We start from the raw sequence: 16,924 nt of genomic DNA, 5'->3' as shown, positions 1-16,924 counted from the left end.
GCACGCCCGCGGCACCGCGCGGGCCGTGCCCCGGCGCGGACGGAAGGCGGCTGATCACATGCCCGGGACCACGGACGGCCTCACCGACGACACGGTCGACCTTCACTTCATCGGCAACGCGACCGTGCTGCTGCGCTACGGCCCGCTGACCCTGCTCACCGACCCGAACTTCCTGCACCGCGGCCAGTACGCCTACCTCGGCCACGGCCTGCTGACCCGGCGCCTGACCGAGCCCGCCGTGCAGCCCTGGGAGCTGCCCCGCCTCGACGGGATCGTGCTGTCGCACCTGCACGGCGACCATTGGGACCGCCGCGCGCGACGGCACCTGGACCACGCGGTACCGGTCATCAGCACCCCGCACGCCGCCCGCCGGCTGAAAGTCCTGCACGGGTTCGAGCGGACGGCGGGACTGCGGACCTGGCAGGGGCTCACCCTCCGGCGGGGCGGGGCCCGGGCCACGATCACGGCGCTGCCCGCACGGCACGCCGGGCACCCGGTGCTGAGCGGGCTGCTGCCGCCGGTGATGGGCAGCATGATCGAGTTCGGGCCCGTGAACGGACCGACGCGGCTCCGGCTGTACGTCTCCGGCGACACGATGCCCTTCGCCGGCCTGGACGAGATCACCCGCCGGTTCCCCGCCGCCGACCTGGCCGTCCTGCACCTGGGCGGCACCCGCCTGCCGGGCGGCTTCGTGGTCACCATGGACGGCGCGCGGGGCGCGGAACTGGCCCGGCGCCTGGACCCCCGGGCCGTGCTGCCCGTGCACTACGGGGACTACACGGTGATGCGCTCGCCGCTGTCCGCCTTCCTCACCGAGGCCGGCCGGCTCGGTCTCGGCGACCGCGTCGTGCACTGCCCGCACGGCGGCCGTGCCCGCCTGTCCGCCGAGCACGGGGCGGTCCCGGTCGCCATCTGACCGGCGCACACCCGGCGGTCCCGGCCCGCCTCCGTCCGGGAGGGGGCCGGGACGACGCCCGTACGCCGGGTGCTCAGCGGGTCACGACATGCCGCTCGTCGGGCACGCAGTGCGTCATGGTGAGGCCCTCCACGTCCCGCGGCGGGTTCTTGCCGAGGTTCGCCAGCCGCTCCTGGTCCTCCTCGGTGAGGTCCTGGCTCGCCAGCGGCCCCAGGTCCGAGACGTCCTGCGGGCCGATGCCGAGACCCTCGCCGACCCGCAGCCCCAGGTCGTTCTCCACCAGCAGGAAGTGCCACACCATCCGCTCCTGGATCGGGCGGTCGCACCGCGAGAGCTGCCCCACCATGTTGCGCACGAGGTCGTCGCGCTCCCACTCCTCCATCAGCAGGTACCGCTGGCCGGCCTGGAGGTAGTCGTTGGTGCGGGGGATCCGCTTGCGGGTGAGCCGGCCGTGGATCTCAGGGCCCTGTTCGTCGTGGGTCGGGTACTCCGCCTCGCGCAGCCCGCCGCGGATCGACGGCTCGTAGTTGACGGTCGGGTTCTCCCCGCCGCCGTCGACGTGGTACGTCATCTGCCCGTCGCGCTGGTTGGTGCGCACCCGCGCGTGCTTCGCCTGGTTGACGGGCAGCTGGAGGTAGTTCGGGCCGACCCGGTAGCGCTGGGTGTCGCTGTAGGAGAACGTCCGGCCGACGAGCATCTTGTCGTCGGAGAAGTCCAGCCCGTCGACGAGGACGCCCGTGCCGAAGGAGATCTGCTCGTTCTCCGCGAAGAAGTTCTCCGGCATCCGGTCCAGCACCATCCGGCCCACCGGCTTCGGCGGGAACTCCTGCTCCGGCCAGGTCTTGGTGTCGTCCAGCGGATCGAAGTCCAGCTCCGGGTGCTCCCCGTCCTCCATCAGCTGCACGAGCAGCTCCCACTCGGGGTACTCACCGCGCCCGACGGCCTCGTACAGGTCCTTCGTGGCGTGTCCGAGCCCGTCGGCCTGCACCTGGGCGGCGTCCTCCTCGGTCATCGAGCGCACGCCCTGCTTCGGCATCCAGTGGTACTTGACGAGCACGGTGGCGCCCTCGGCGTTCACCCACTTGTACGTGTTCACGCCGAAGCCCTGCATATGGCGGTAGCCGGCGGGGATACCGCGCGGGCTGAAGAGGTTGACCAGCATGTGCATCGCCTCGGGCGTCTGCGACATGAAGTCGAAGATCCGGTTCGGTTTCTGCTCGAAGTCCACCGGGTCCGGCTTCAACGCGTGGATCACGTCGGGGAACTTGATGGCGTCGCGGATGAAGAACACGCCCAGGTTGTTGCCGACCAGATCCCAGTTGCCGTCCCCGGTGTAGAACTTGACGGCGAAACCCCGGGGGTCCCGTGCGGCCTCCGAGGAGTCGCGGCCGCCGATCACCGTGGAGAAGCGGACGGCGACGTCGGTGCGCCCGCCGCGCTCCTGGAACAGCTTCGCCCGGGTGAAACGGCCGATCGGCTCGTCGCCCCAGGCGCCGTACGCCTCGAAGAAGCCGTACGCCGTGACACCGCGGGCGTGCACCACCCGCTCCGGGATGCGTTCCCGGTCGAAGTGGCTGATCTTCTCCAGGAACTGGTAGTTCTCCAGCGTCGCCGGCCCGCGGGCCCCGACGGTGCGCTGGTTCTGGTTGTCGTACACGGGGTGGCCCTGCCGGTTGGTGAGGATCCCGCGGTCGTCCCCGGGGGCGGGACCCGTGTTCGCTGCGTCCGTCATGATCGAGGGCTCCTTGGAACGTGGGAGGCGGTCCGGCGAGCGTCGCCGGGACCGGAGGCCGAGTACCCGCAGGGCCACGGCCATGCCCGCGCCGGCCCCCGTGCGGAAGCCGGGCACGGCGACGCCGCCGAGATGGGTGAACCTTCCAAGAAGTTCGGTCAGCACCGTTGACTGGGCGAACCACCGCCCGCACATTACCTATCGGTAGTACCCGCGGTAATCCCGCGACCGGTACCTCACGGCCGTCGTCGTACGTACGCCTGCCCTGCCGGGCCCCGACGGCCGGCGCTCCCCCCGGCTCGAGCCGCCGCACTCTCGCGCACCGGCGCGCGGGCACCCCAGGCCTGCACGCCCCGTGTTCCCCACCACGAGAAGAGAGAGCCCATGCCCCTGCCCGCCCTGCGCCCCGCCCTGCGGCGCGTCCTCGCCGCGGCCACCGCGATCACCGGCGCGCTGACCCTCGGCCTGACCGCCGCACCCACCCAGGCGCACGCCACGGCACCCCTCAAGTACGCGGCCCTCGGCGACAGTTACAGCGCCGCCTCCGGCGTCCTGCCCGTCGACCCCACCAACCTGCTCTGTCTGCGCTCCACCGCCGACTACCCGCACGTCATCGCCGCGCGCACCGGGGCCCGGCTGACGGACGTCACCTGCGGGGCCGCCCAGACCAAGGACTTCACCGGGTCCCAGTACCCCGGGGTCGCCCCGCAGGCCGACGCCGTCACCCCCGACACCGACCTCGTCACGCTCACGATCGGCGGCAACGACAACGGCACCTTCATCAACGCGGTGCTCGCCTGCGGCACCGCGGGCGTGCTCAGCGGGGGCACGGGCAGCCCCTGCGAGGACAAGTACGGCAGCTCCTTCGAGGACGCCATCGAGGCGAACACCTATCCGGCGCTGAAGACCGCGATGCGCGCCGTGCGGGCCAAGGCACCCGGCGCCCGCGTGGCCGTGCTCGGCTACCCGTGGATCACCCCGGCCACCGCCGACCCGTCCTGCTTCGTCAAACTGCCGATCGCCGCCGGCGACATCCCCTACCTGCGTTCCCTCCAGACCCACCTCAACGCCGCCGTCCGGCGCGCCGCCGAGGAGACCGGCGCGACCTACGTCGACCTCGCCCAGGCGTCCGAGGGCCACGACGCGTGCGCGGCCGTCGGCACCCGGTGGATCGAGCCGCTCCTGTTCGGCACCAACATCGTCCCGGTCCACCCCAACGCCCTCGGCGAGCGGCGGATGGCCGAGCGCGTCGTGAGCGCCCTCGACCTGGGCTGACCCTCCTCGCCCCGGCCCCACGGACACCGCCCCCACCCCGTGACCGCGCCGCCCCCGCCCCCCTCGCGGCGGCGGCGCGGTCCGCCACCCCCCGGATGGCGGACCCGCCGCGCTAGGCGGGCGTGAACGGGGTAAGGGGACGGCGACCGGCCGACCTGTCTGTGACGAGGAGCGAACCATGACCGACGACGCCTACCTGTTTCTCGCGGACGACCCGGCCGACACGCTCGGCGTGCCGCCGGCCGCGACGGAACCGCTCTCCTGCATGGACACCTCGGCGGTGCGCGCGTGGCTCGACGCCCAGGGTGTGTCGGCGACGTCCCCGCGGCTGCGGGTGGTGCCCCCGGAGGACACCACGGCCATTCCGGAGGGAGCCGAGCGGCTGCCCGTCCCGCTGAGCGACGAGGAACTGAGCCTGCTGCGGCACCGCACGACCCCCGAGTCGCTGTCCGAGGTCGAGACCGACCTGCTCGCCTACCGCGAGTGCGCGCACGGCCGCGACGAACTGCTCGCCCGGGCGGTCGCCGCGGGTGTCGCCCCCCACCGCATCGCCGAACTCACCGGCGAGGACCCGGCCGTGGTGCGCGCGGCAGCCGTCCGCTGACCGGGCGCCCACCGGCCGGCGGGCGCCCGGAACCACCCTCCGCCGCCGTCCTCGGGGGCGTGTTCCGCCGCCTTCGGTGTCCCTCGTGCCGGGCAAAAGGCTGAGCGGCCATAACCTGTGCGGTTTCCCGGCCGTTTGACCGGATGCGGGTGAGTGCCCGCAACCGTGTCTGAAGGGCTGGGAACCGATGAAACGGGCTACCCGAAACAGTGTGATCGCCTTCGCCGCAGTATCCGGCGCGATGGCAGTGGCGGGGCCGGTGCACGCCGACTCCACCGCGAGCGGTGTCGAGAGCGGCTCCCCCGGGCTGATCTCCGGCAACGGCATCCAGTTGCCGGTGAGCGTCCCGATCAACGCGTGCGGGAACACCGTGAACGTGGTCGGGCTGCTCAACCCCGCGATGGGCAACCGCTGCGCCAACGTGGGCGGCGGCACGGCCGGGAAGGAGCACTCCACGTCGCGGTCCGGCTCCGGGGCCACGGCGCGGGACGTCGCACAGAACTCGCCGGGCGTGGTGTCCGGCAACGGCGTCCAGCTCCCCGTCGACCTGCCGGTGAACGTCAGTGGCAACAGCGTCGACGTGGTGGGCATCGGCAACCCGGTCTTCGGCAACACGTCGGTGAACGGCTCGCCCGAGCGCCCCGACGAGCCGCAGCGCCGGACCCCGCCCCACCACGAGCCGCCGGTGCGCTCCGAGCCCCCGCACCGCACGCCCCCGGCCCGCTCCACGCCGAGGCCCGCCCCGGTCGTGCAGGAGCACACCCCCGGCACCCTCGCGCACACCGGAGCGGACAGCCCCTGGATGACGGCGGCCGCGAGCCTGGCCTCGCTGGTCGGCGGAACCGTGCTGTACCGCCGCTTCCGTTCGAAGGCGTCCAACCGGGAGAGCTGACCGGACGACCCGTCGGGCCGGCCGGCCCCGGCCCCCACCGGGACCGGCCGGCCCTCGCGGTGCCCGTACCCCCGGTGGGCAGGACGTCCGCGATGAGGGCGCGACCTGGGCGCGAGGCCCGACGGGCAGGCCGTCCTCCGACCGGGTGGTGCCGCGCGGTGCCGTCGGCCAGGGGCACCGGAGTCACGGTGGCGGTCACGAGGAACGCGGTGCGCGGGCCCGAGTGGTCCGCCACCGCCCCGAGCGCGAGGACGGCGGCGCCGAACCCGGTCGACGGCTGCTCGGGGAAGACCCGGTAACCGCACAGCGCGAGCAGCGACGATGTGGCCATGAAGGCCGCCCCGTGCAGGACGGCCGAGGCGACGACCGCGGGCGGGGCGCCGGGAGCCGGCCCCAGCAGCGCGATGGAGACGGCCAGCACCGTGAAGAGCACGGGCAGGCCGAGCCGCGGCTCCAGGCCGCCACCGAGCCCTACAACCACCGGCGTGAGCGCCCCGACGGCGGTGTGTGGCCGGAGGACCAACCGCAGCGCGTCGACCACTGGAACCAGCTGCTCCGGCAGGTCGCCGCCCGGCACCGCGGCACGGCCGACAGCCTCGACCCGGGGCGCCGGCTCTGTCCGGACGGCGCTTTCACCTGGCAGGTGGACGGTGTGCGGATGCGCGGCGACGGCGTCCACCTCACCCCGGAGGGCGTGCGCCGGCTGCGGCCCTGGCTGGTGTCGCGGATCCGGGCCGCGGCCCGGTGAAAGTCGGGCCGGGTGAGATGCCGGAAAAGGGGGACACGGATAGGGCGGGCCGCACGTGCGTGCAGGCCCGTCGGCGGGGCATACGCCTGGTAGAGCCGCCGGCTCATTCACGTTGGAGGGACATCATGATCGCTCTCGGCGTTGTGCTACTCATCCTCGGGTTCCTGTTCCACCTCTCCATCCTGTGGACGATCGGAATCATCCTTCTGGTCATCGGCGCGATCCTGTGGATCCTCGGATCCGTCGGGCACGCCGTCGGAGGCCGACGCCACTACTGGTGAAGCGGTCGCGGCCACGGCCGGCCACGGCTCGGAGCCGTGACCGGCCGGGCACGCCGGCCGGCCACGGTCTCCGGGCTCGCTGCCCCTCACTCGGTCACTTGCAGACCAGGAGGGAGTCGCAGTAGCCGACTCCCGGGGCGGCCGGAGGGGTCGTAAGACCTTTGCGGCTGTTCAGGAGGTAGTAGCCGTCCGCCTGGCTCGACCCCGCCGCGAGGACGATCAGGGTCTGGTCGGCCATGTTCTCCCCCGTCGGGGCAGTCAGCCAGGCGTGGAGCGCGGCGAAGAGGTTGAAGTTGAGATCGGCCGTGTGGACCACGCGATAGCTCCGCGGGTCGGCCTGCTGCTTCAGCGCGTCCCAGCCGGTGACCGTGGTCAACTGCTTGGGCCAGCTCTTCAGGTCCTTGGCGACCGTGCCGGCCGTGCGGGCACGGTCGAGCTCCGCGGTCACGTTCTTGCTCTGGCCGACGACGGACATGTGGACGTGCAGTTGGTCGTGGGAGCGTGAGCCGGCCGCGTTGACACCCAGCCCGTAGGTCCCCCGGGGCGGCTGCGAGAACCACTCGTAGGCCTTCTCCCAGGCCACCTGCCAGTAGTTGTGGTCCTTGTCGGAGTAGAGCCCGGACACGAGCTCCGGGCACTCGATACCCCGGACGCGGTCCGTGGGCACCAGAAGGTGTCCCTGCTGCCCCTTGGCCACGAGCCAACGGCTGCCCCTGGGTCTCTCCTCGCACTGCCACGCCATCTTCCAGAGGGTGTCGTCGTCCGAAGTGAGCCCGCACAACGTCGGGTCGGGGGCCGGGGAATGGATGTTCTCGCGGATCTCGGCGGTCATGGCAGTGCCTCCACGGTGACAGGGACAGGTGGTGGCGGCTCCCGGTCGATGACGGCCCCCGACCCCGGTACGCGTGCGGGGCGGTACGTCGGCGGTCTGCGCGTCCTTACGCCCACCGGCGGGCGGACACCGGCCCGGCCGACACGGGCCCGGCGCCCACCGGACCGGCGGACACGCCGGTCACCGCCACTGCCGGACCGGCAGGAGTCGGGCGCTGACGAAAGACGCGGCATCATGCCGCCTCCGGCGAGTACGTGGCCGAGCCGTCGGGGGCCGGTCCTGAGCCGCACCACCACCGTGTCACCGACCGGGGCGGGGTGCATCTTCGGCCGCGTCCCGCCGTCCGCCGCCGCCCCACCCCGCGGCGCACCCCCGCCGTCAGGTCAGCGGGCCCTGCCCCGGGCCTTCAGCGGGACCGGCGGCAGCTCGGGCGCGCGCAGCGGGGCGCCGTCGTAGCCCTTCACCTCGCCGAAACGGGACCCCTCCATCCAGTCCGCGCGGGCCTGTTCGATCTCCGCCTGGGTGCGGGCCACGAAGTTCCACCACATGAGGAGTTCCTCGGCGAACGGCTCCCCGCCCAGCAGCATGACCCCGGCGTCGGACTCGGCGCGCAGCGGGAGTTCGGTGCGTCCGCAGCCCAGGTAGAGCATCGAACCGGGCAGCACCGGCACCCCGTCGACGTGCACCTCGCCGGACATGGCCAGCACGCCGTACTCGAAGTCCGGTTCCAGCGGCAGGCGTACGTCGGCGCCCCGGGCGAGCGCGAGGTCGGCGCCGACGATCGGGGTGAACGTCGTACCCGGTGACCGGGAACCGTCCAGCTCGCCCAGGATGACGGTGCCGGTCAGCCCCGGCGCGGTGACCTGGGGCAGCTCGGCGTGGTACTCGAACATCGGGTCGGTGTGCCGGTGTTCGTCGGGCAGGGCGACCCACAGCTGGGCCCCGTGCAGGAAGCGGGCGTGCGGGCGCGGGGTCTCCTCGGAATGGCTGATCGCGCGGCCCGAGGTCATCAGGCCCAGCTGTCGGGGCCCGATCGTCTGCCGGCTGCCCGTGGAGTCCCGGTGCAGCACCTCGCCCTCGTGCAGCCAGCTGACCGTCTGGAGCCCGATGTGCGGGTGGGGCGGCACCTGCATGCCCGGCTCGTCGGCGATGTCGTCGGGGCCGTAGTGGTCGACGAAGGCCCACGCGCCGATCATGCGCCGTCCGAGGTTCGGCAGCAGCCGGCGTACCTCGGTCGACTCACCCAGCTTCACGTGCCGCGGGCTCAGCAGCTCCCGCACGGGTTCGGCGACGACGAAGCCGCGGCCACCGCAGACGCTGGGCACGGGTGCGCGGTCAAGGTTGCTCATGTCGCCCAACTTAGCGGTGCGCGGGTCCGACGGTGCGTGCGGTGTCCGGGATTCCGCTCCCGGTGGCCCGGCGTTCCCCACCATGGCACGGGGCGGCCCCATCGCCGGGAACCCGGATGCGGGTGCGGGGACCGGTCAGCCTCCCGGCGGCCGGGTGCTCGGAGACGGCCGGAACGGCGACGGGGTGACCGGGCCGGGCACGGGGGACGGCGTGCCGGTCACCGGCCGGCTCGGGCCGGGGCGGGGGATGCGGGCCGGCTCGGCCCGGTGCGGCGGGCCGTCCCGCAGGGCGAGGAACAGCAGGGCCGCCACGGCGGCCAGGGCCAGGACGCCCGCCGCCGTCCGCCGCAGCACGCGGTGACGGCGGACCGCCGTCACCGGCGGGCGCAGCGGACGCAGGTCGCCCGGGCCGACGGACCGGGCACGGGCGGCCAGGGCGGCCCGCAGCCGCTCCTCTACCGGTGCCGCCGTGGTTCCCGTGCCGGGTTCCCTCATCGCAGCCCCTCCAGACGCCGGCCCAGGGCGACCAGCGCCCTGCTGGCCGTGGACTTGACGGTGCCCCGGGACAGGCCGAGGGTCGCCGCGATCTCGGCCTCGGTCAGGTGCGACCAGTAGCGCAGCACCAGCACCTCCCGCTGTCTGCCGGTCAGCGTGCGCAGCGCCGCCAGCACCTCGCGGTGGTCCTCGTGCAGCAGGACGCCCTCCTCGGGGGCGGGCACGTGCTCCTCCGGGCCGGGGACGTGGGCCCGTACGGTCCGGCGGCGGCGCAGCACCGACCGGGCCGCGTTGACGACGCTGGTCCTCAGGTACGCCTCCGGGTCGTCCAGTGCGGCCAGCCGGTGACCGTGCCGCCGGAACAGCGCGGTGAACGCGTCCTGCACGACGTCCTCGGCCGTGGGCAGGTCGTCCACCAGCAGCACCGCCAGGCGCACCAGGGGCAGCCGGCGGTGCTGGTACAACTCCTCGAAGACGGGCGGGCGTTCGGCGTCGGTGACGGCCCGGGCGGCGGGGCCCGCCGTGCCCGCGCCCGTACCGGTGCCCGTACGGGCGAGGAAGCGGTCCCGCAGGGCGCGGAGCCGACGCCGCCGGGCCGGCGGGCGCCACGGGGCGTCCGCCCGGTCCGCGGGGTGCCGTGGCGGGGCCGGCCAGGGTGCCGCCACCGGTGTCGCTGTCGTCATGGATCTCCCGGGCCCGGTGCGGGGAGCGGCCGCGCGACGGCTCCCCGCACCGGGCCTGCCTCAGTGCTGCTGCGGAACGGGCGTCGGCGTGGCGTGCCGGTGGTGCGGTACGGGAGCCGGACGCGTCGGTGCCGGAACGGGCACCGGGTGCCGGGGCGCGGGAGTGCCGCTGGACGGTGCGGGCCGCGGGGTGGCCGGAGCGTGGGAGGGCGCGCTCGTGGACGGTACGGGGGAGGGGGTGCCCGTGCGGACGGGGGACGGCACGGGGGAGGGCGTGGCCGTGGACGGTACGGGGGAGGGGGTGCCCGTGTGGACGGGGGACGACGGCACCGGGGACGGGGTCGCGTGGGTCTTCGCCGGGGACGGGGCCCCGGTCGGGGCCGCGCTGGGACGGGCGCGGTGCGCCGGGTGGCCGTCGTCCTGGGCCGCGCGGGCGGTCAGGGTGCCGGTGACGGCCAGGGCGGCGCCGACGGCGGAGACCCCCAGGACGGCGCGCAGCCTGCGGGCGCGGAACGGGTGCGGGGCACGGTGCGGGGACATGGGTTCCTTCGGTGGCTCGGGGTCGGACATCTGATCGAGGTGGAGGCCTCCACCCCGACAGACGTCCGACCCCGGTGAAGGTTGCGGGTCGGGGCCGACGAATTTCTCCGCCGGCCCCGCCGCGCCCCGTCCACCGCGCCGGGCCGGGCCGGTCGCCTCAGCCCAGCCGCTTCAGCAGCTCCTCGGCGACCGGCGCGGAGGAGGCGGGGTTCTGCCCGGTGACCAGCGTGCGGTCGACCACCACGTGCGGCGCCCACGCCTCACCCGCCCGCACCTCGACGCCGGCCTCGGTGAGCCGGTCCTCGAGCAGCCACCTGGCCTGTCCGGCGAGACCGCCCTGGGTCTCCTCCTCGTTGGTGAAGGCCGCCACGCGGTAGCCGGCGAAGGCGTTGGTGCCGTCCGCCCGCACCGCGGCGAGCAGGGCGGCCGGGCCGTGGCAGACCACGGCCAGCGGCTTGCCCGACTCCAGGGCCGCCACCAGCAACCTGCCGGAGTCGGTGTCCACGACCAGGTCCTCCATGGGGCCGTGACCGCCCGGGTAGAACACGGCGGCGAAGTCGGCGAGGTCCACCTCCGCGAGCTTCACCGGCGTCCGCAGCTCGGCCATCTCCTCCACGGCGCGGGCGATCTCGTCGGCCTTCTCCTGACCGCCGTTCACCTCCGCCGCGAGGCTCGCCCGGTCGACCGGCGGCACCACGCCGCCCGGAGTGGCGACGACGACCTCGTGACCGGCGGCCCTGAGGGCGCGGTAGGGGACGACGGCCTCCTCGGCCCAGAACCCGGTGGGGTGGGCGGTGCCGTCGGCGAGCGTCCAGTGGTCGGCGCCGGTCATCACGAACAGGATCTTCGACATGGGGGTCTCCCGGGTTCTCATGGAGGGCTGGGACGTGTGACACCGAACGTAGGCGACCGGACCCATAGAGATCCAATGCGGTCGCGAATGACTGTCATAGGGCAGCCTATGGCTCGGGCGGAACGGGCCGGACGGCGATACTCGGACCCGTGGAGACCCCCTCACTCGACCTCAACCTGCTGCGCACCTTCCTCGCGGTCTACCGTTCCGGTTCCTTCACCGGCGCGGGCCGCCTGCTGGGACTGTCGCAGCCGACGGTGACGGCGCAGATGCGCGCGCTGGAACGGCAGACCGGCCGCGAGCTGTTCGAACGGCTGCCGCGCGGGGTGTCGGCCACCCCGGTGGCCGACGAACTGGCGGCCCGGATCGCCGCGCCGCTCGACGAGCTGGCCGCCGTCGCCGGTCCCACCCCGCCGGCCGGTGCCCGCGCCGAGCCCGTCCACCTGGCGGGTCCGGCGGAGTTCCTCTGCACCACCGTGCTGCCGGCTCTCGCCCCGCTGGTCGCCGAGGGCCTGCGGTTGCGGGTGTCGACGGGGCTGACCGATCCGCTGCTGGAGGAGCTGCGCGCCGGCCGCCACGACCTGGTGATCGCCACGACCCGGCCGCGTGGCCGCACGCTGCTCTCCGTGCCCCTCGCCGACGAGGAGTTCGTCCTGGTCGCCGCCCCGGCCTGGGCCGAGCGGCTGCTGCCGCGGCGGCAGGGCGAACGGCACGCTGCCGGCGCGGACCACGCCACCGCGGGCTCCGCCGGCCCCGTCGGCCCCGGGGCGCCGAGCCCGGGAAGTCCCGGCCAGGGCTCCGCCGCCCTCCTCGACCCCGCCGTGCTGCACGGCGTCCCGTTGGTCACGTACGCCGAGGACCTGCCGATCACCCGTCGGTACTGGCGGCACGTCTTCGGCCGGCGGCTGTCCCGTACCGCCGCCGTGACCGTGCCCGACCTGCGCGGCGTCCTCGCGGCCGTGGCCGGCGGCGCCGGGTTCGCCGTGCTGCCCCGTTACCTCTGCCGCGACCCGCTGGCCTCCGGCGCGCTGGTGGCGCTGCTGGAGCCGGAGGATCCGCCCATCAACACCAGTTTCCTCGTCCAGCGACCCGGCGCCTGCGACAACCCGGACGTGGCCCGGGTGCGTGCCCTGCTGCTGCGGGCGGCCCCGGCCTGGTGACCGGCCCGTACCCCGGATGGCGCCGGTGACCCGCGGGGCCGACGATGGAGCCGTGGGGTACGGCCGCCGCCGCAGCGCCGGTGCCGTCCGAGGCCGCCGGGGGACGGAGGCCGGCCCCGGCCGCGGTCCGCGGCCGGAAGGAGGCACTGTCATGCTGGAAGTGAAGACGGTCGAGAAGCCGGACGAACGGCGCGACTTCCCCCGCGGCCACATCGAGGCGCTCCACCTCAGCGGACTCGACTTCGCGGTGGGCACGTTCGAACCGGGCTGGCGCTGGTCGGAGTCCGTGGCACCGATCGCGGGCACCGGGAGCTGCATGGTCCACCACAACGGGTACGTGGCGCGGGGACGGATGCACCTCCGGATGGACGACGGCGGGGAGGCCGAGGTGGGCCCGGGCGACGTGTTCGTGTGCGCGCCCGGCCACGACGCCTGGGTCGTCGGCGACGAACCGGTCGTCGTCTACGACTTCGCCGGGACCATGGCGAACGAGTACGCGAAGAGCTGACCCGACCGGACACGGGCCCCGACCCGCGCACCCGGGGCACGGGCCCCGCCCGGGCACTCCGGACGCGGGTCCCGCCCGGGCTCCCTGGACGCGGGCCTCGCCCGGGTACTCCGGGCACGGGCTCCGTCCGGGCACTCCGGACACGGGCTCCGCCCGGGTACTCCGGGCACGGCTCCCGTCCGGGCACTCCGGACGCGGGTCCCGCCCGGGCATCCCGGACGCGGGCTCCGCCCGGGCACTCCGGACACGGGCCCGCCGCGGCACTCCGGACACGGGCAGCGCCCGGACCTCCTGGACGCGGGTCCCGCCCGGGCATCCCGGGCACGGCCTCCGTCCGGGCATCCCGGGCACAGACCCCGCCTCGAGCGCTCTGGACGCGGGCTCCGCCCGGGTATTCCGGACGCGGGTCCTGCCCGGGCACTCCGGACGCGGGCTCCGCCCGGGCACTCCGGACACGGGCCCGCCGCGGCACTCCGGACACGGGCAGCGCCCGGACCTCCTGGACGCGGGTCCCGCCCGGGCATCCCGGGCACGGCCTCCCCGGGCATCCCGGGCACAGACCCCGCCCCGGGCACTCTGGACGCGGGTCCCGCCCGGGCATCCCGGGCACGGCCTCCCCGGGCATCCCGGGCACGGGCTCCGCCCGGGCCCCCTGGACGCGGTCGGCACGCGGTCGATCGCGGGCGGAGTCGTCAGCCTCCGAAGGCTTCCGCCCCGTCCTCCGCGTACGCAACTGCCTCCGCGTGGCCGAACAGGCCCGGCAGGCCGCCGGTGTGGACGAGGACCGTCGTGTCGCCCGGTCGCACGGTGCCGTCCCGGACGGCCGCGTGCAGGCCCGCCAGGGCACGGCCGGTGTACGTCGGGTCCAGCACCAGCGCCTCCGTGCGGGCGGCCAGTCGCAGCGCCGCGCGCACCGGGTCGGTCAGCGTCGCGTACCCCTCGCCCACCTGGTCCCGGCGCACCCGCAGCCCTGCCGTCGTGACCGTCTCCCGGGTGAGCGGCGCCGCGAACTCCGCGACCGCCGCCGCCGGGTCGGGCAGCGCGCCGACGTCGACCCCGAGCACCGACCCGGTGCCCAGCGCCGCGACCAGCCCCGCCATGGTGCCACCCGAGCCGAGGGCGACCACGGCCGTCCGCAGTCGCGGCACCTGCTCGCGCAGCTCCTCGCCGCAGCGGACGTAGCCCTGGGCACCCAGGGTGCCGGAGCCGCCGAACGGGATGAGCGCCGGACGGGCACCGGACGCCCGCAGCCGCCCGCACACCTCGGCCGCCGCCGCGTCCAGCCCGGCCCGGTCCACCTCGCCGGCCCAGGCGAGCCGCGCACCGAACAGGCCGTCCAGGGCCAGGTTCCCGGAGTGCGAGGCGCCGGGCGAGCCGCGCAGCACGAGGACGACGTCCAGGCCGAGCCGGGCGCCCGCCGCGGCGGTCAGCCGGGCGTGGTTGCTCTGCGCGGCGCCCGTGGTGACGAGGGTGTCCGCGCCCTCGGCCAGGGCCGCGCCCACCGTCCACTCCAGCTTGCGGATCTTGTTGCCGCCGGCGCCGAGACCGGTCAGGTCGTCGCGTTTCACCCACAGGTCGCCGGGCTGGAGACCGAGCGCGGCGGCGAGCCGGGGTGCCGGTTCGACGGGGGTGGGGAAGGTGCCGAGCGGCACGGGCGGGTGGCTCATGGCGGCGTCCTCGGATGAGTGGTCGGCGTGACGGTCCAGTCGATCACGGCCACCGGGCACCGCGGGCGGCAGCCTCTCCGTCCCCGGCCCCGGTATGTGCGCAAGCCATGCCGTCACACCGGCAGCAGGCGGGTGATCAGCGCGCCGAGCTGTCGGGCCGTGCGGCACTCGTGCATCTCCACCAGCTCCGCGTAGGCGGGCGCGGCCGAGTCCCCGGTGCCCCACCGCTCGCGGGGCTCGGGGTTCAGCCAGTAGACGCGGCGGGCCCGCCCGGCCAGCTCACGGACGGCGGGGAGGTTGGGGTCGCTCATGTTGGTCCGGGCGTCCCCGAGGACGAACACCGTGGTGCGCGGGCCGGCCGCGCCGCCGTACCGTTCGGTGAACTCGCCCAGCGCCACGCCGTAGTCGCTGCTGCCGTGCCAGCCGGTCAGCGTGGCCTCGGCGCGGATGCGGGCGCCGAGCCCGTCCGGGTCGGCGCGGCCGTGGTCGAGCAGGCCGGTCACCTCGTCGAGGCGGTTGACGAAGGCGAACACCCGGACCTTGCCGAACTGGTCGTGCAGCGCCTGCACCAGCAGCATGGTGAAGTCGGAGAAGCCGGACACCGAGCCCGAGACGTCGCAGAGCAGCACCAGTTCGGGCCGGACCGGGCAGCGCCGGCGCAGCACCGGCCGGATCGGCACGCCGCCCGTGGACAGCGAGGAGCGCAGCGTGCGGCGCAGGTCGATCGTGCCGCGCGCGGCCCGGCGGCGGCGGGCGGCGAGCCGGGTGGCCAGCTTGCGGGCGAGCGGTCGTACGACCCGGCGCAGTTCGGCGAGCTGGTCCCGGTTCGCGGACAGGAAGTCCACCCGGTCGGCGGTCGGGCGGACGGCGCGCCGCGCGATCTCGTCCCGGCCCCGTCGCTCGGCCACCCGGCGCCGCGCCTCCGCGCCGACCATCCGCCGGAACTCCTCGACGCGCCGCCGGATCTCGTCGTCGAGCAGCCGGTCCGCGAAACCGGGTCCGTCGCCGTCCCGGCCCCGGACGTCGGCCCGGACCCGCGCCAGGAGGGTCTGGGGACGCAGCCGGTCCAGGGTCTGGTACGCCGACCAGCCGTCCGAGCCCGGCGAACCGCCGTACGCGCCCAGCGCGTCGACCGCCTCCGCGGCCAGCCGGGCCATCAATGCCCGGTCGTCGTCGGCCAGGGCCCGCGCGAGCCGGTCGCGGAGCGCCTCCCGGTCCCGGGGGGTGCCGTCGGGCGCGCAGACGCCGCGCGGGAAGTACAGGTCGAAGACGGAGTCGAACAACGGCCGCTGTCCCGGACCGTGCAGCAGGGTCGCGGCCAGTCCCTCGCGCAGCAGCTCCCGGTCCGCGAACCCCAACGCCTCCACCGCGCGGGCCGCGTCCACGCTCTCCCCGGTGCCGATCCGCACCCCGTGCGCGCGCAGCGCCCCGACCAGGCCGGTGATCCGGTCGGCGACGGCGCTCACAGCGCTTCCAGGTCGAGCTTGGCCGCCGCCTTCCGGATGTCCTCCTCGTGCTTGAGGATCACCCCGAGAGTGGCCCGTACGACCGTCTCGTCCAGCGTGCCGGCGCCCAGGGCCAGCAGGGTGCGGGCCCAGTCAACGGTCTCGGCGACGGAGGGCGCCTTGCGCAGGTCCATGGCGCGCAGCGCCCCGGCCACCCGGACCACCGACTCGGTCAGCGCCTCGCCGAGGCCGGGCACCTTCAGCCGTACGATCCGCCGCTCCAGCTCCTCCTCAGGGAAACCGATGTGCAGGAACAGGCAGCGGCGGCGCAGCGCCTCGGACAGTTCGCGGGCGGCGTTGGAGGTGAGGACGACGAAGGGGCGACGGGTCGCGGTGACCGTGCCCAGCTCGGGGACGGTGATCTGGAAGTCGCCGAGCACCTCCAGCAGCAGCCCCTCCATCTCGACGTCGGCCTTGTCGGTCTCGTCGATGAGCAGCACGGTCGGCTCGTCGCCGCGGATGGCGGTCAGCAGGGGGCGGGGGAGGAGGAACTCCTCGCTGAAGATGCCGGTGCGGGTCTCGTCCCAGCTCTCGTCGCGGGCCGCGCTGATCCGCAGGAGCTGTTTGGCGTGGTTCCACTCGTACAGGGCGCGGGACTCGTCCACGCCCTCGTAGCACTGGAGGCGTACCAGCCGGGCCCCGGCCGCCTGGGCGACGGCCTTGGCCAGCTCGGTCTTGCCCACCCCGGCGGGGCCCTCGACCAGGAGGGGCTTGCCCAGCCGGTCCGCCAGGAACACGGTGGTGGCGACGGCGGGGGAGGCGAGGTAGCCGGTCTCGGCCAGACGGGCGGAGACGTCGTCGACGGATGTGAACAACGGGGCCTCCGGCCGGTCGGGGAGCGGTGCGTCCTTCGGCGGCCTATCTAAGCGCTTGTTCAGCACTCC

Annotated in this window: 18 protein-coding genes; 8 read left to right on the top strand and 10 right to left on the bottom strand. The window is 74.9% G+C overall.

Annotated features, from left to right (window positions below; all coding sequences use genetic code 11):
- Window positions 1–58: 58 nt before the first annotated feature.
- Entirely contained in the window at window positions 59–916 is an 858-nt protein-coding gene (locus tag ACIQVT_RS04595) for an MBL fold metallo-hydrolase (protein ID WP_403747364.1), read from the top strand.
- 73 nt (window positions 917–989) lie between these two features.
- Here the strand turns inward: ACIQVT_RS04595 and ACIQVT_RS04590 are convergent, their stop codons facing one another.
- Window positions 990–2,648 (bottom strand): catalase, encoded by a 1,659-nt coding sequence (locus ACIQVT_RS04590; protein ID WP_403747361.1) that lies wholly within the window; start codon window positions 2,646–2,648, stop codon window positions 990–992.
- 384 nt (window positions 2,649–3,032) lie between these two features.
- Here ACIQVT_RS04590 and ACIQVT_RS04585 point away from each other — a divergent pair, with 384 nt between their 5' ends.
- From ACIQVT_RS04585 to ACIQVT_RS04565, 5 genes are all read left to right on the top strand, one after another.
- The gene (locus ACIQVT_RS04585; protein WP_403747356.1) at window positions 3,033–3,923 is read left to right on the top strand and encodes an SGNH/GDSL hydrolase family protein; all 891 of its coding nucleotides are present in this window, start codon (window positions 3,033–3,035) and stop codon (window positions 3,921–3,923) included.
- Between the two features lie 178 nt (window positions 3,924–4,101).
- Window positions 4,102–4,527, top strand: coding sequence for a DUF6003 family protein (locus ACIQVT_RS04580; protein WP_403747353.1), 426 nt, complete (start codon window positions 4,102–4,104; stop codon window positions 4,525–4,527).
- 241 nt (window positions 4,528–4,768) lie between these two features.
- The gene (locus tag ACIQVT_RS04575; RefSeq protein WP_403747350.1) at window positions 4,769–5,419 is read left to right on the top strand and encodes a chaplin; all 651 of its coding nucleotides are present in this window, start codon (window positions 4,769–4,771) and stop codon (window positions 5,417–5,419) included.
- A gap of 343 nt (window positions 5,420–5,762) precedes the next feature.
- Entirely contained in the window at window positions 5,763–6,167 is a 405-nt protein-coding gene (locus ACIQVT_RS04570; protein WP_403747347.1) for an SGNH hydrolase domain-containing protein, read from the top strand.
- 125 nt (window positions 6,168–6,292) lie between these two features.
- Window positions 6,293–6,448 carry a DUF6131 family protein gene (locus ACIQVT_RS04565; RefSeq protein WP_403747345.1) on the top strand — a complete coding sequence of 52 codons (156 nt, stop codon included), beginning with the start codon at window positions 6,293–6,295 and terminating at the stop codon, window positions 6,446–6,448.
- Between the two features lie 94 nt (window positions 6,449–6,542).
- Here the strand turns inward: ACIQVT_RS04565 and ACIQVT_RS04560 are convergent, their stop codons facing one another.
- The 6 genes from ACIQVT_RS04560 to ACIQVT_RS04535 form a co-directional block, all read right to left on the bottom strand.
- A complete protein-coding gene (locus ACIQVT_RS04560; RefSeq protein WP_403747342.1) occupies window positions 6,543–7,280 on the bottom strand; it encodes a CDP-diacylglycerol diphosphatase in 738 nt (245 codons plus the stop codon).
- A 383-nt stretch (window positions 7,281–7,663) separates the two neighbouring features.
- Complete coding sequence (locus ACIQVT_RS04555) at window positions 7,664–8,629, bottom strand: pirin family protein (protein WP_403747339.1); 966 nt, start codon at window positions 8,627–8,629, stop codon at window positions 7,664–7,666.
- Between the two features lie 135 nt (window positions 8,630–8,764).
- Complete coding sequence (locus tag ACIQVT_RS04550; protein WP_403747337.1) at window positions 8,765–9,124, bottom strand: hypothetical protein; 360 nt, start codon at window positions 9,122–9,124, stop codon at window positions 8,765–8,767.
- Window positions 9,121–9,807 (bottom strand): SigE family RNA polymerase sigma factor, encoded by a 687-nt coding sequence (locus ACIQVT_RS04545; protein ID WP_403747333.1) that lies wholly within the window; start codon window positions 9,805–9,807, stop codon window positions 9,121–9,123. Before ACIQVT_RS04545 ends, ACIQVT_RS04550 begins: the two co-directional genes overlap by 4 nt.
- A gap of 60 nt (window positions 9,808–9,867) precedes the next feature.
- Window positions 9,868–10,347 (bottom strand): hypothetical protein, encoded by a 480-nt coding sequence (locus ACIQVT_RS04540; RefSeq protein ID WP_403747331.1) that lies wholly within the window; start codon window positions 10,345–10,347, stop codon window positions 9,868–9,870.
- A gap of 157 nt (window positions 10,348–10,504) precedes the next feature.
- On the bottom strand, window positions 10,505–11,200 hold the full coding sequence (locus ACIQVT_RS04535; RefSeq protein ID WP_403747328.1) for a type 1 glutamine amidotransferase domain-containing protein: 696 nt from the start codon (window positions 11,198–11,200) through the stop codon (window positions 10,505–10,507).
- Between the two features lie 149 nt (window positions 11,201–11,349).
- Between ACIQVT_RS04535 and ACIQVT_RS04530 the strand changes: the two genes are divergently transcribed.
- Together ACIQVT_RS04530 and ACIQVT_RS04525 are read left to right on the top strand one after the other, a co-directional pair.
- The gene (locus tag ACIQVT_RS04530; RefSeq protein ID WP_403747326.1) at window positions 11,350–12,360 is read left to right on the top strand and encodes a LysR substrate-binding domain-containing protein; all 1,011 of its coding nucleotides are present in this window, start codon (window positions 11,350–11,352) and stop codon (window positions 12,358–12,360) included.
- A 151-nt stretch (window positions 12,361–12,511) separates the two neighbouring features.
- Window positions 12,512–12,868, top strand: a complete 357-nt coding sequence (locus ACIQVT_RS04525) for a cupin domain-containing protein (protein WP_403747321.1) — start codon at window positions 12,512–12,514, stop codon at window positions 12,866–12,868.
- Window positions 12,869–13,560: 692 nt separating this feature from the next.
- Here the strand turns inward: ACIQVT_RS04525 and ACIQVT_RS04520 are convergent.
- From ACIQVT_RS04520 to ACIQVT_RS04510, 3 genes are all read right to left on the bottom strand, one after another.
- The gene (locus tag ACIQVT_RS04520; RefSeq protein ID WP_403747318.1) at window positions 13,561–14,535 is read right to left on the bottom strand and encodes a D-cysteine desulfhydrase family protein; all 975 of its coding nucleotides are present in this window, start codon (window positions 14,533–14,535) and stop codon (window positions 13,561–13,563) included.
- Between the two features lie 113 nt (window positions 14,536–14,648).
- Window positions 14,649–16,001, bottom strand: a complete 1,353-nt coding sequence (locus tag ACIQVT_RS04515; protein WP_403747315.1) for a VWA domain-containing protein — start codon at window positions 15,999–16,001, stop codon at window positions 14,649–14,651.
- Window positions 15,998–16,855: an AAA family ATPase gene (locus ACIQVT_RS04510; protein ID WP_403747312.1), complete on the bottom strand. Its 858-nt coding sequence runs from the start codon at window positions 16,853–16,855 to the stop codon at window positions 15,998–16,000. The genes ACIQVT_RS04515 and ACIQVT_RS04510 overlap by 4 nt, the downstream gene beginning before the upstream one ends.
- Between the last annotated feature and the right edge of the window lie 69 nt (window positions 16,856–16,924).

Source organism: Streptomyces sp. NPDC100445 (genome assembly GCF_044759735.1).
Taxonomy (GTDB): Bacteria; Actinomycetota; Actinomycetes; order Streptomycetales; family Streptomycetaceae; genus Streptomyces.
Note: the sequence above shows the minus strand (reverse complement) of the source record. Positions and strands in the feature narration are given on the sequence as shown.

What these genes read in the sequence shown, in the direction of transcription:
- ACIQVT_RS04595 (WP_403747364.1), top strand. Translation starts at nt 59, where the DNA reads ATGCCCGGGACCACGGACGGCCTCACCGACGACACGGTCGACCTTCAC.
- ACIQVT_RS04590 (WP_403747361.1), bottom strand. Translation starts at nt 2,648, where the DNA reads ATGACGGACGCAGCGAACACGGGTCCCGCCCCCGGGGACGACCGCGGG.
- ACIQVT_RS04585 (WP_403747356.1), top strand. Translation starts at nt 3,033, where the DNA reads ATGCCCCTGCCCGCCCTGCGCCCCGCCCTGCGGCGCGTCCTCGCCGCG.
- ACIQVT_RS04580 (WP_403747353.1), top strand. Translation starts at nt 4,102, where the DNA reads ATGACCGACGACGCCTACCTGTTTCTCGCGGACGACCCGGCCGACACG.
- ACIQVT_RS04575 (WP_403747350.1), top strand. Translation starts at nt 4,769, where the DNA reads ATGGCAGTGGCGGGGCCGGTGCACGCCGACTCCACCGCGAGCGGTGTC.
- ACIQVT_RS04565 (WP_403747345.1), top strand. Translation starts at nt 6,293, where the DNA reads ATGATCGCTCTCGGCGTTGTGCTACTCATCCTCGGGTTCCTGTTCCAC.
- ACIQVT_RS04560 (WP_403747342.1), bottom strand. Translation starts at nt 7,280, where the DNA reads ATGACCGCCGAGATCCGCGAGAACATCCATTCCCCGGCCCCCGACCCG.
- ACIQVT_RS04555 (WP_403747339.1), bottom strand. Translation starts at nt 8,629, where the DNA reads ATGAGCAACCTTGACCGCGCACCCGTGCCCAGCGTCTGCGGTGGCCGC.
- ACIQVT_RS04550 (WP_403747337.1), bottom strand. Translation starts at nt 9,124, where the DNA reads ATGAGGGAACCCGGCACGGGAACCACGGCGGCACCGGTAGAGGAGCGG.
- ACIQVT_RS04545 (WP_403747333.1), bottom strand. Translation starts at nt 9,807, where the DNA reads ATGACGACAGCGACACCGGTGGCGGCACCCTGGCCGGCCCCGCCACGG.
- ACIQVT_RS04540 (WP_403747331.1), bottom strand. Translation starts at nt 10,347, where the DNA reads ATGTCCCCGCACCGTGCCCCGCACCCGTTCCGCGCCCGCAGGCTGCGC.
- ACIQVT_RS04535 (WP_403747328.1), bottom strand. Translation starts at nt 11,200, where the DNA reads ATGTCGAAGATCCTGTTCGTGATGACCGGCGCCGACCACTGGACGCTC.
- ACIQVT_RS04525 (WP_403747321.1), top strand. Translation starts at nt 12,512, where the DNA reads ATGCTGGAAGTGAAGACGGTCGAGAAGCCGGACGAACGGCGCGACTTC.
- ACIQVT_RS04520 (WP_403747318.1), bottom strand. Translation starts at nt 14,535, where the DNA reads ATGAGCCACCCGCCCGTGCCGCTCGGCACCTTCCCCACCCCCGTCGAA.